Annotated in this window: 9 protein-coding genes; 4 read left to right on the top strand and 5 right to left on the bottom strand. The window is 62.6% G+C overall.

Annotated features, from left to right (window positions below; translation table 11 throughout):
• Positions 1 to 100: 100 nt before the first annotated feature.
• A complete protein-coding gene (locus YH63_RS08640; protein WP_046827958.1) occupies positions 101 to 1,207 on the top strand; it encodes a patatin-like phospholipase family protein in 1,107 nt (368 codons plus the stop codon).
• Positions 1,208 to 1,371: 164 nt separating this feature from the next.
• Here YH63_RS08640 and pcaF read toward each other — a convergent pair whose 3' ends face one another.
• Entirely contained in the window at positions 1,372 to 2,580 is a 1,209-nt protein-coding gene (pcaF, locus tag YH63_RS08635) for a 3-oxoadipyl-CoA thiolase (RefSeq protein ID WP_046827959.1), read from the bottom strand.
• Positions 2,581 to 2,787: 207 nt separating this feature from the next.
• Between pcaF and mutS the strand changes: the two genes are divergently transcribed.
• On the top strand, positions 2,788 to 5,520 hold the full coding sequence (gene mutS / locus YH63_RS08630) for a DNA mismatch repair protein MutS (RefSeq protein WP_046827960.1): 2,733 nt from the start codon (positions 2,788 to 2,790) through the stop codon (positions 5,518 to 5,520).
• A gap of 6 nt (positions 5,521 to 5,526) precedes the next feature.
• Here the strand turns inward: mutS and YH63_RS08625 are convergent, their stop codons facing one another.
• From YH63_RS08625 to YH63_RS08610, 4 genes are all read right to left on the bottom strand, one after another.
• Positions 5,527 to 6,039, bottom strand: a complete 513-nt coding sequence (locus tag YH63_RS08625) for an OsmC family protein (protein WP_046829653.1) — start codon at positions 6,037 to 6,039, stop codon at positions 5,527 to 5,529.
• Positions 6,040 to 6,095: 56 nt separating this feature from the next.
• A complete protein-coding gene (locus tag YH63_RS08620) occupies positions 6,096 to 6,875 on the bottom strand; it encodes an ABC transporter ATP-binding protein (RefSeq protein ID WP_046827961.1) in 780 nt (259 codons plus the stop codon).
• Positions 6,875 to 7,720 carry an ABC transporter permease gene (locus tag YH63_RS08615; RefSeq protein ID WP_046827962.1) on the bottom strand — a complete coding sequence of 282 codons (846 nt, stop codon included), beginning with the start codon at positions 7,718 to 7,720 and terminating at the stop codon, positions 6,875 to 6,877. Before YH63_RS08615 ends, YH63_RS08620 begins: the two co-directional genes overlap by 1 nt.
• Positions 7,721 to 7,828: 108 nt before the next feature.
• The gene (locus tag YH63_RS08610; protein ID WP_046829654.1) at positions 7,829 to 8,803 is read right to left on the bottom strand and encodes an aliphatic sulfonate ABC transporter substrate-binding protein; all 975 of its coding nucleotides are present in this window, start codon (positions 8,801 to 8,803) and stop codon (positions 7,829 to 7,831) included.
• A 16-nt stretch (positions 8,804 to 8,819) separates the two neighbouring features.
• Between YH63_RS08610 and YH63_RS08605 the strand changes: the two genes are divergently transcribed.
• Both YH63_RS08605 and YH63_RS08600 read left to right on the top strand, forming a co-directional pair.
• Positions 8,820 to 9,080 carry a hypothetical protein gene (locus YH63_RS08605; protein WP_137325160.1) on the top strand — a complete coding sequence of 87 codons (261 nt, stop codon included), beginning with the start codon at positions 8,820 to 8,822 and terminating at the stop codon, positions 9,078 to 9,080.
• Positions 9,068 to 11,863 carry a [protein-PII] uridylyltransferase gene (locus YH63_RS08600; RefSeq protein ID WP_046827964.1) on the top strand — a complete coding sequence of 932 codons (2,796 nt, stop codon included), beginning with the start codon at positions 9,068 to 9,070 and terminating at the stop codon, positions 11,861 to 11,863. Before YH63_RS08605 ends, YH63_RS08600 begins: the two co-directional genes overlap by 13 nt.
• Positions 11,864 to 11,890: the final 27 nt, after the last annotated feature.

Raw genomic sequence — 11,890 nt, 5'->3', positions numbered from 1 at the left:
CTATTGCATTGCATCATAAAAACCCCAAATCACCTGTCTACAACGGAAGAGCGATACTAGGCGACCGAACAATCGCATCAGTTCAGAGAGAAAGAAGCTCATGGCGACCACTCTCAAAACCTATCTCGACAACCTGACACCATGGAACTTCTCCAGCACACGCAAGCCAAGCGCGGCCAAGAAGATCAACCTGGCGCTTCAGGGTGGGGGATCGCACGGAGCGTTCACCTGGGGCGTCCTTGATCATTTCCTCACCGATGGACGGCTGGAGATCACCGGGATTTCCGGCGCGTCCGCCGGCGCCATGAACGCCGTGATGCTCGCCGACGGGCTGACCCGCGGTGGACCCGAGGAAGCGCGCAAACGGCTGGCGGCATTCTGGCGCGCGACAAGCACCGGCGGAGACTTGCCGCCGGTCCAGCGCGCCATGACCGACCGGATGTTTTCGATGATGCCGTTTGCGGCCACGCCGATACAGAACTGGTTCGAGGCGATGGCGCATTATTTTTCGCCCTACGAACTCAATCCTCTCAACATCAATCCGCTGAGCCAGCTCATCGAACGCTTCGTCGATTTCGATGCGCTGCGCGCCAACACTGACCTCGCGCTCTATATCTCGGCCACCAACGTCCACACCGGCCGGCTGCGCATTTTCGCGAATGAAAAGATCACCGCCGACGCGGTGATGGCCTCGGCCGCGCTGCCGTTCATGTTTCGCGCGGTCGAAATCGATGGCGTGCCCTACTGGGACGGCGGCTACATGGGCAACCCCGCAATCTTCCCGTTCCTGCAGGCGACTGAGGCGGAGGACGTCGTTGTTGTGCAGATCAATCCTGTGTCACGCACCACCACGCCGAAAACCTCCGGCGAGATCATCAACCGGCTCAACGAAATCACCTTCAACTCCGCGCTGATCTCCGAATTGCGCACGATGGATTTCGTCAATCAGCTGATCGACGACGGCCGGTTGCCGCGCGGCACGGGCAAGGACCAGTACCGCCGCCTCAACATCCACCGCATCGATCTCGGCGGCCTCGGCACCCGACTCGCCGCCTCCAGCAAGATGAAAACCGACTACGAGTTTTTCGAAGTGCTGCACCGGGCCGGCAAACGCGCGGCCAAGAAATTCCTCGACACTCATTTCGACGACATCGGCCGCCGGAGCACGATCGATCTCGCCGCGGAGTCCGGCGTCGAGTGGGCGTGATCATCGACACTGTGCGCCATCCCACTGGCGATGATGATCGGATCGACCGAGGCGGCGTTGCGGCAACAGTCGCAGAGCGCCGATCATGCCGCGGTGATGAACTGACGTGCAAAAAAAACGGGAGGCCGAAGCCTCCCATTTTCCTTCGCAAAACGTGCGAGAACTCAGTTCAGCTTCTCGATCACCATCGCGGCGCCCTGCCCGACACCAACGCACATGGTTGCGATAGCGAGCTTGCCGCCACGCTTTTCCATTCCGTGAACCGCGGTCAGCGCGAGGCGCGCACCGCTCATGCCGAGCGGATGGCCGAGCGCGATGGCGCCGCCATGCGGGTTGACGAAATCGGCATCTTCCTTGACGCCGAGCTGACGCAGCACCGCGATGCCCTGCGAGGCGAACGCCTCATTGAGCTCGATCAGGTCGATGTCAGTGATCTTGAGGCCGAGACGCTCCAGCAGCTTGCGCACGGCCGGCACCGGCCCGATACCCATGACGCGCGGCGCGACGCCCGCAGAGGCAAATCCGAGGATCTTCGCGCGCGGTGTGAGACCATGCTTCTTCACGGCCTCTTCCGACGCAAGGATCATCGCCGCCGCGCCGTCGTTAACGCCGGATGCGTTGCCCGCCGTCACCGTGCCGGGATTGCGCACGATGGGCTTGAGTTTGGCCAATCCCTCAAGCGTGGTTTCCGGGCGCGGATGCTCGTCCTTGTCCACGATGGTGGGGCCGGCCCTGCCGCCGGGCACCGTGACCGGCGTGATTTCCTCGGCGAAGTATCCCGCTTCGATGGCCTTGCCTGCGCGCTGCTGCGAGCGGATCGCGAAAGCATCCTGATCGGCGCGCGAGATCTGATAATCCTCGGCGACATTCTCGCCGGTCTCAGGCATCGCATCGACGCCGTACTGCTGCTTCATGAGCGGATTGACGAACCGCCAGCCGATCGTGGTGTCGTAAGTCTCAACCGTGCGCTGATACGCTTCCGATGCCTTGCCCGTGACGAACGGCGCACGCGTCATGGATTCGACGCCGCCCGCCAGGGCGAAGTCCATCTCGCCGGCACGGATCGCGCGCGCGACGCCGCCCACCGCATCCAGCCCCGACGCACAGAGCCGGTTCACCGTCATGCCAGGCACCGTTTCCGGCAACCCGGCCAGCAACAGCGCCATGCGCGCCACGTTGCGGTTGTCTTCTCCGGCCTGATTGGCACAACCGTAAGACACTTCTTCAAGCGCAGACCAGTCGGCTTTCGTGTTACGCGCCATCAAGGCCTTGATCGGCACCGCGGCCAGATCGTCCGCGCGCACCTTGGCCAGCGATCCACCGAAACGGCCGATCGGCGTCCGCACTGCATCGCAAATGAAAACATCACGCATGGTCGTTCTCCCTGAAGTTCACTCGGACTTGATGGCGTCCGCCTCGACTGCCGCGAGTTTTAGGAAGCACGGCGCGGAAGGTCAAATGATCGATAGCCGGAAAAGCCTCGCCACCCGGCAGGGCGGCCATGCACCTGCTCTCTCAAGACGTGGAAAACGCACCATGCAATTCCACCTAGCGAAAGAACTTTGCTAGTGTGCTGCGCCATGACCATCCATTCCACACCCCCCGCATCGCAAACCGCCGAAACGACCTCCCCGGAGGCCGTTGGGCGCGTCACGCCGATGATGGAACAATACCTGGAGATCAAGGCGGCCAATCCGGGCCTGTTGCTGTTCTACCGGATGGGCGATTTCTACGAACTGTTCTTCGAGGATGCGGAAATCGCCTCGCGCGCGCTCGGCATCACGCTCACCAAGCGCGGCAAGCATGCTGGTGAAGACATACCGATGTGCGGCGTTCCGGTGGAGCGGTCCGACGACTACCTGCACAGGTTGATCGCGCTGGGTCATCGCGTCGCGGTCTGTGAGCAGACCGAAAATCCCGCCGAGGCGCGCAAGCGCGGCAACAAGAGCGTAGTGCGCCGCGACGTGGTGCGGCTGGTGACGCCGGGCACGCTCACCGAAGACAACCTGCTCGACGCCAAGGCCAACAACTATCTGCTCGCCATTGCACGCGCCCGCGCCTCGTCATCCGCCGGCGACCGGGTCGGTTTGGCCTGGATCGATATTTCAACAGCAGAGTTCAGCGTCACCGAATGCGGCGCCGCAGAACTCGGCGCGACGCTGGCCCGCATCAATCCGAATGAAGTGATCGTCACCGACGCGCTCTATTCCGATCCCGAGTTGTCGTCGCTGTTTCGCACGCTTGCAGCCGTCACACCGGTGACGCGCGACATTTTCGACGCCGCCACCGCAGAACGGCGGCTGTGCGACTATTTCGCTGTGGCCACCATGGACGGCTTCGGCGCGATGTCGCGGCTGGAAGCCACTGCCGCCGCCGCCGCCGTGACTTATGTGGACCGCACGCAGGTCGGCAAACATCTGCCGCTGTCGCCGCCGGCCCGCGAGGCTGCCGGCACCACCATGGCGATCGATCCCGCGACCCGCGCCAATCTCGAACTGACCCGCACGCTGGCAGGCGAGCGGCGCGGATCGCTGCTCGACGCCATCGACTGCACGGTGACCGCCGCCGGATCGCGGTCGCTGGCACAACGTCTTTCCGCGCCACTGACAGACAGCACGACCATTTCCCATCGGCTTGATGCCGCTGCGATGTTTGCCGAGGACAGCGCTGCACGGGACGATTTACGCGGCATACTGCGCGCGGCGCCGGATATTTCACGCGCGCTGGCGCGGCTGTCCGTCGGACGTGGCGGCCCGCGCGATCTCGCAGCCTTGCGTGATGGAATTCTGGCCGCCGACAAAATCCTGGACCGGCTGGCGCGGATCGAGAAGCTTCCGCGCGACATCGCTCTCGCGGTTGACGCGTTGCGCCGCCCGTCCCGCGATCTTGCGCAGGAATTTTCACGCGGTCTGGCTGATGAATTACCGCTGTTCAAGCGCGATGGCGGTTTCGTGCGCGCGAGCTATGAAGCCGCGCTGGACGAGACGCGTAACCTGCGCGATGCCTCGCGGCTGGTGGTCGCCGCGATGCAGGCGCGCTACGCCGACGATACCGGCATCAAAGGTCTCAAGATCCGCCATAACAACGTGCTGGGTTATTTTGTCGAGGTCACAGCGCAACACGGCGACAAGCTGATGACCGCGCCGCTCAACACAACCTTCATTCATCGTCAGACGCTCGCGGGACAGGTCCGCTTCACCACGACTGAGCTGGGCGAGATCGAGGCGAAGATCGCCAATGCCGGCGACCGCGCGCTCGGCCTCGAACTCGAAATTTTCGATAAGCTGTGTGCACAGGCCGTGACTGCGGGCGACGACTTGCGCTCCGCAGCACACGCCTTCGCGCTGCTCGATGTCACCACCGCGCTGGCGAAACTCGCGGTCGACGAGAATTATACACGGCCCGTGGTCGACAATTCGCTAAAGTTTTCCATCGAAGGCGGACGCCATCCGGTGGTCGAACAGGCGCTGAAGCGCGACGGCCAACCCTTCATCGCCAATGCCTGCGACCTGTCGCCGGGACCGTCGCAGTCGTCTGGCCAAATCTGGCTGCTGACTGGCCCGAACATGGCCGGCAAATCGACGTTCCTGCGGCAGAACGCGCTGATCGCCCTGATGGCGCAGATCGGCAGCTTTGTGCCTGCGAAGCTCGCGCATATCGGCATCGTCGACCGGCTGTTCTCCCGCGTCGGCGCGGCCGATGATCTCGCGCGCGGCCGTTCGACCTTCATGGTCGAGATGGTGGAAACCGCGGCCATTCTCAATCAGGCCGGCGAGCGGGCGCTGGTGATCCTGGACGAGATCGGACGCGGCACATCGACGTTCGACGGATTATCGATCGCATGGGCCTCGATCGAGCATCTGCATGAGAGCAATCGCTGCCGTGCACTGTTCGCGACTCACTATCACGAACTCACCGCGCTGTCGGCAAACCTCCCCCGCCTGTTCAACGCCACCGTTCGGGTCAAGGAATGGCAGGGCGACGTGGTATTCCTGCACGAGGTGCTGCCAGGTTCAGCAGACCGCTCCTACGGTATTCAGGTGGCGAAGCTCGCAGGCCTTCCGGCAGCTGTTGTTGCGCGGGCCAAATCGGTGCTGGCGAAGCTTGAGGCGCAGGATCGCGGCACCACGGCGCGTGCACTTGCGGATGACCTGCCGCTGTTCGCGGTGCCGTCACGCGCGGCAGTCGAACCGCAGCCGCCGAGCGCAGCCGATCAGCTTGCCGAGGCGCTCAGCGCAATACATCCCGATGAGATGTCGCCGCGCGAAGCGCTGGACGCGCTCTATGCGTTGAAGGCCAAGCTGCCGAAGTGACGAACGTCACACACGATTGATCGATACAGTCGTCTTTGGGCCGTTCTTGATGGTCTGATAGACCACACAATAACGCTCGGTCAGTTTCAGCAGTTGATCGAGCTTCTCCTGCGGCGCGTCGGTGTCGACATCAAATCGTAGACGAATTTCCGCAAATCCAACCGGCGCTTCCTTGTCGACGCCGAGGGTGCCGCGAAAATCGAGATCGCCTTCGGCAGTCACGCTGCCGGACTTCAGCGGCGCGTCGATGGCGGTCGCAACCGATTTCAGCGTGACTCCGGCGCAGGCGACCAGCGCTTCGAGCAGCATGTCGCCGGAACACAACTCGAGTCCGGAGCCGCCGGTTGCGGGATGCAACCCCGCAATGGCAGCAGCCGCCTTGCCGGTTTCGACCTTGCAGGACAGGCCTTCGCTGTCGAGCGAGCCCTTTGCCTTCAATGTGATGAACGCAGCCTTGGGATCGGATTTATAGCGATCCTTGATCGGCGCCTGCATGGCGCGGAGTGCGGTTGAATCCATTTTCTCGTTCTCCGTTTCCATCGGCATCAACAACGCCGCGTGCGGCTTATTCCGGCTTATATACCCTCACCGATTGTCAGCAAATCGTCCGCCGGGCGGATGGCACGGTTGAGCGACCGGTCCAGTGAGGCCAGCACCTGATGCTTGACCGCCTCAAACGCTGGCGACGCCCTGTCGCGCGGCCGCGTCAGGTCCACCCTGATTTCCTCGAACAGCCGACCCGGCCGTGGACGCATCACGACAACGCGATCCGCCAGCACCACCGCTTCGTCGACGTCGTGCGTGACGAGGATCAGCGTCGGCTTGGTATCGGCCCACAGATCAAGCAGATGATCCTGCAGATCGGCGCGGGTGAATGCATCGAGTGCGGAGAACGGCTCGTCGAGCAGCAGCACTTCCGGAGACGGCACCAGCGCCCGCGCAATCGCGACCCGCTGCGCCTGCCCGCCGGACAGTTCGCGCGGCCATGCATCGGCCTTGTCGGCAAGGCCGACCCGCGCAAGCGCGCGTGCAATCCGCCGTTGCCGCTCCGCGGACGGCAGATGACCGAGGCCAAAGCCGATATTGTCGGCGACGCTGAGCCACGGCAGCAACCGAGGCTCCTGAAAGATAATGCCGACCTTTTCGTTCGGCGCAGTGATCGAGATGGCGTCGAGCGTGACAAAGCCGGTCGTCGCGCGATCGAGCCCGGAGATCGCGCGCAGCAGCGTGGATTTTCCGCAACCCGAACCGCCGATGATGGCGACGATCTCACCTGGCTTGATGCGCGCGGTGAAATTCTCCAGCGCATGGACACCGTTCGGATAGGTCTTGCCGACATGATCGAGAACGAGCATCAGATGCCCCCCGCATGCGCACTGAAAGAATCCTGCCAGCGCAGGAAGGGAGCAGCGATCAACTGGATCAGCCAGTCGGTGACCTTGCCGAGAATCGCGAACACAATGATAGCGGCAACGATCTGCGCGGGCTTGCCAAGTTGCTGGCCGTCGGTCAGCAGATAACCGAGCCCCTCGGACGCGCCCATGAATTCAGCGGCGACGACGAACATCCAGCCCAGACCCAGACCCGAGCGCAGCGAAATCACATAGGCTGGCAGCACAGCCGGAAGAAGAATCCGCCGGATCATCGCAAATCCGCTAAGGCGGAAGATGCGACCGACCTCGACGATCTTGCGATCGACGCTCAGGATCGCACCGGTGACGCCGAGATAGATCGGAAAGAACACGCCGACCGCTATCAACGCCACTTTCGATGTCTCGAATATTCCCAGCCACAGAATGAACAGTGGCACCCAGGCAATCGAGGGGATGGCACGCAGCGCCTGCAAGGTCGGGTCGAGCAGCCGCCGCGCCAGCGTCCAGTACCCGCAGATCGCGCCGAAGATCGTTCCGGCCAGAACCCCAAGGCCGAAGCCCACGCCGACGCGGCTTAGCGTCGCGATGATATGCCGGCTCAGTTCACCGCTCGCGGACAGTTCGACCAGCGTCTGCCAGATGCGGCTCGGCGGGGGCACCAGCCGCCCGTTGGAGTAACCGAAACGCACGGCGAGTTCCCACGCCAGCGCGACCCCGAGCGGCAACAACAGGCCGATTGCTGGACGCACAAACCGTCGCAGACGAGCGGGAGGCGATCCCGCAGTCGCGATTGCAGCCGGTGCTGGCGTGTCGAGTGTCATGGTCATAGCAAAAACCGCTTATCGCAGAGGATCGCAAGGCGGCATTCCGCGCCGCGGGACTTTCAGCGTCGTCATGTCCGACCCTGTGCCGGGCATGACATTTTGCGCGCCGTCTCAGTTCGTCGGCAACGGCACGTGATCGTCGATCAGCGCATCCACCGTTGCCTTCACGTCCACGCCGGGCTGGATCACCCCGGCCTGCTGAAGCGCAAGACCCGCTGCCAGGATCGACTCGCGCTGCGGCGCGCCGATCCGGTTATGCGTGAGTTCGGTCCGTTCCTTGAGTTGCTTGTCGACCACGGTCTCCGGCAGTTTGGTCACGGCGATGAACCCGCGCTTGAGCTCGTCGTAATTGGCCAGCGAGTATTTGCGTGCTTCCTCGTAGACCGCGAGCACACGCTGAACGATCTTTGGATTGTCCTTCAGGAACTGTTCGCGGACGTTGAGGATGCCCCAGGTGTTGGCTTCGGGCTTGCGGAAGAACAGCTTCGCGCCGTCCTCAATCTCGGCCTGCGCCATCATCGGATCCAGACCCGCCCACGCATCCACGTCGCCGCGGATCAGCGCGGCCTTGCCGTCGGCATGCTGCAGCAGAACCGGGGTGATGTCCTTGTCGGTCAGGCCGGCTTCAAGCAATGCACGGACGAGAAAAATGTGCGGGTCGGTGCCACGTGTCACGGCAACGCGTTTGCCTTTCAGGTCGGCGACCTTCGCGATCTTGGAGTCCTTGCCCGTTACCAGCGCGGTCCACTCGGGACGCGAGTAGACATAGACCGACTTGATCGGGTTGCCGTTGATCTTCGCAACCAAGGCGGCCGAACCTGCCGTCGAGCCGAAATCGATCGAGCCGGCGTTGAGAAACTCAAGCGCCTTATTGGAGCCTGCCGACTGCACCCAGACAATCTTGATCCCGTCCTTCGCGAATTCCTTCTCCAGCAGGCCCTTCTCCTTGAGTACGATGGAGACCGGGTTGTAGGTCGCCCAGTCAATCGCGATTTGCTTCGGCGCGTCGGCGGCAAACGCCGCGCCGGGGGCAAACACGGAGCCCAGGACGAGAACAGCAAGAGCGCGTCGTGATAGGTTCAACATCGTTGTCTCCATGTGGATGACCGGGATCGGAATGGGATCGCGAGAGTTTTCGAGGCAGCAGGCCGGCGTCCGCCGCCACCCCGAGGTCTTAAAAATCGTTATGTTTTTCAAATACTTATTTGGCATCGTCAACGAGAAAGAATTCATCCGAATGCAGCGCGTGAGAGAAGCGGCTTTCAAAATTTGCGCGAAAAACAGAAGGGACGGCTCTTTCCGCCGCAATCCGCTGATGACACCGCTGCTGCCGTCCGTTATCCGAATGGAATGGACAGCGTGACGGCCAAGATCCTCCCCGATCCCGAAGTGCAATTCGATACCGTCCGTATCGCAGGCGAGATCGACGCGCTTGCGCAAAGGCATGGCGGCAAGGACGATCTGCTCCGGGCCGCAATCACCCAATTGCTGAAGGGCGAACTGGCACTGGCGCGCGAGGCCGCGCAGGCGCAATTGCTGAAGGATCGTCACGGGCGGCGATGCGCCGAGCGGCTTTGCCTGGTTCAGGACGAGATCATCCGCATCCTGTTCAACGCCGCGACCAAGCATCTCTATCACTCGCCGACCCCGTCGGACTCCGAGCGCATGGCCGTCATCGCCACCGGCGGTTACGGCCGCGGCCTGATGGCGCCAGAGTCCGACATCGATCTGCTGTTCATCCTGCCCTACAAGCAAACCGCATGGGGCGAGCAGGTCGCCGAAGCGATCCTCTATTGCCTGTGGGACATGGGACTGAAGGTCGGGCACGCCACGCGCTCGATCGATGAATCGATCCGCCAGGCGCGGGGCGACATGACCATCCGCACATCGGTGCTGGAAACCAGATTTCTGACCGGCGACCAGGCACTCTACGACGAACTCGTCATGCGCTTCGACAAGGAGGTCGTGCAGGGCACCGCCGCCGAGTTCGTGACTGCGAAGCTGGCGGAGCGCGAAGAGCGGCACCGCCGCGCAGGCCAGTCACGCTATCTGGTCGAGCCCAATGTAAAGGACGGCAAGGGCGGCCTGCGCGACCTGCATACGCTGTTCTGGATCGCCAAATACGTTTACCGCGTCAGCAACAGCGAAGATCTCGTGCAGCGCGGCGTATTCGACGCGCAGGAGTATCGCACGTTCCGCCGCTGCGAAGATTTCCTGTGGTCCGTTCGCTGCAACATGCACTTCTTCACCGGCCGCCCGGAAGAACGGCTGTCATTCGAAATGCAGCGGGAGATTGCACAGCGGCTCGGCTATACCTCGCATCCCGGCATGCAGGATGTCGAACGCTTCATGAAGCACTACTTCCTGATCGCAAAGGAAGTCGGCGACCTCACAGCAATCCTGTGCGCCAAGCTGGAAGATCAGGAAGCCAAGCCCGCGCCGGTGCTGAGCCGGATGATGGCGAAGCTTCGCCCGGGCCGCAAACGCGGGCGCGTTCCCGGCGGCGAAGATTTCATCATCGACAACAACCGTATCAACCTTGCCGCGCCCGACGTGTTCAAGACCGATCCGGTCAACCTGATCCGCATCTTCCGCCTCGCGCAGAAAAACAATCTGGCGTTCCATCCCGACGCCATGCGCGCGGCGACGCGCTCGCTCGGCCTGATCACGCCGAAGCTTCGCGAGAATGCCGAAGCCAACAAACTGTTCATGGAAATTCTGACGTCGAACGACGCGGAAATCGTGCTGCGGCGGATGAACGAGGCGGGTGTGCTCGGTCGCTTCATCCGCGCGTTCGGACGGATCGTGTCGATGATGCAGTTCAACATGTATCATCACTACACGGTAGACGAGCATCTGCTGCGATGCATCGGCATCCTTCAGGATATCGAGCGCGGCGGGAACGACGAGTTCGTGGTCGCCAGCGACCTGATGCGGAAGATTCATCCCGAGCACCGCGCCGTCATCTACATGACGGTGCTGCTGCACGACATCGCGAAGGGCCGCCCCGAGGATCATTCCATCGCGGGCGCCAAGGTGGCGCGGCGGCTTTGCCCGCGTTTCGGCTTCAACGCCGCCGACACCGAACTGATCGCTTGGCTGATCGAAGAACATCTCACCATGTCCACGGTGGCGCAGTCCCGCGACCTGTCGGACCGCAAGACCATCGAGAATTTTGCCGCGGTCGTGCAGTCGGTCGAGCAGATGAAACTGCTGACCATCCTGACCACCGCCGACATTCGCGGCGTCGGTCCGGGTGTCTGGAATGGCTGGAAAGCACAGCTGATCCGCACGCTTTATTACGAAACCGAACCTGTGCTGACCGGCGGCTTCTCGGAGGTCAATCGCGCCCAGCGTATTCAGGTTGCGCAAGCCGAGTTCCGGGCAGCCTTTACCGAGTGGCCTTCGAGCGAGCTTGAGGCCTACATCGCGCGGCACTATCCCGCTTACTGGCTAAAGGTCGAACTGCCGCGCAAGATCCGCCATGCGCGCTTCGTCAAGGCCAGTGAAGCCGGCGGTCACAAGCTCGCGGTCAATGTCGGCTTCGATGAAGGACGCGGCGTCACCGAACTGACGATCATGGCGCCCGACCATCCCTGGCTGCTGTCGATCATCGCCGGCGCCTGCGCATCCGCCGGAGCCAACATCGTCGATGCGCAGATCTACACCACCACCGACGGCATCGCGCTCGATACCATCGCGATTACCCGCGAATACGACCGCGACGATGACGAAGGACGCCGCGCCACCCGCATCGGCGACACCATCGAACAAGTCCTGGAAGGCAAGCTGCGGCTGCCGGATGTGATGGCACGGCGCACCGCATCAAAAGCGCGGTTGAAGCCGTTTGTTGTCGAACCGGAAGTCAGCATCAACAACCAGTGGTCGGATCGTTACACCGTGATCGAGGTCTCGGGCCTCGACCGTCCGGGCCTGCTGTTTCAGCTCACCACCGCGATCTCGAAACTCAATCTCAATATCGCCTCCGCACATGTCGCGACCTTCGGCGAACGCGCCCGCGACGTGTTCTACGTCACCGACCTGCTCGGCGCGCAGATCACCGCACCGACCCGGCAGGCCGCCATCAAGCGAGCCCTGATCCACCTGCTCGCCAACGGCGACGCTGCGGAAAAGCCCGCGGCCTGATTTATCTTTCCACTCCGCCGAAGACCG

The organism is Afipia massiliensis, from assembly GCF_001006325.2.
In the GTDB taxonomy this organism is placed as follows: domain Bacteria; phylum Pseudomonadota; class Alphaproteobacteria; order Rhizobiales; family Xanthobacteraceae; genus Afipia; species Afipia massiliensis_A.
Note: the sequence above shows the minus strand (reverse complement) of the source record. Positions and strands in the feature narration are given on the sequence as shown.

Excerpts from the sequence above, each read along its gene's own strand:
- mutS (WP_046827960.1), top strand. The coding sequence starts at position 2,788 with ATGACCATCCATTCCACACCCCCCGCATCGCAAACCGCCGAAACGACC.
- YH63_RS08615 (WP_046827962.1), bottom strand. The coding sequence starts at position 7,720 with ATGACCATGACACTCGACACGCCAGCACCGGCTGCAATCGCGACTGCG.
- YH63_RS08605 (WP_137325160.1), top strand. The coding sequence starts at position 8,820 with ATGACCGGGATCGGAATGGGATCGCGAGAGTTTTCGAGGCAGCAGGCC.
- YH63_RS08600 (WP_046827964.1), top strand. The coding sequence starts at position 9,068 with ATGGACAGCGTGACGGCCAAGATCCTCCCCGATCCCGAAGTGCAATTC.
- YH63_RS08625 (WP_046829653.1), bottom strand. The coding sequence starts at position 6,039 with ATGGATTCAACCGCACTCCGCGCCATGCAGGCGCCGATCAAGGATCGC.
- YH63_RS08640 (WP_046827958.1), top strand. The coding sequence starts at position 101 with ATGGCGACCACTCTCAAAACCTATCTCGACAACCTGACACCATGGAAC.
- pcaF (WP_046827959.1), bottom strand. The coding sequence starts at position 2,580 with ATGCGTGATGTTTTCATTTGCGATGCAGTGCGGACGCCGATCGGCCGT.
- YH63_RS08610 (WP_046829654.1), bottom strand. The coding sequence starts at position 8,803 with ATGTTGAACCTATCACGACGCGCTCTTGCTGTTCTCGTCCTGGGCTCC.
- YH63_RS08620 (WP_046827961.1), bottom strand. The coding sequence starts at position 6,875 with ATGCTCGTTCTCGATCATGTCGGCAAGACCTATCCGAACGGTGTCCAT.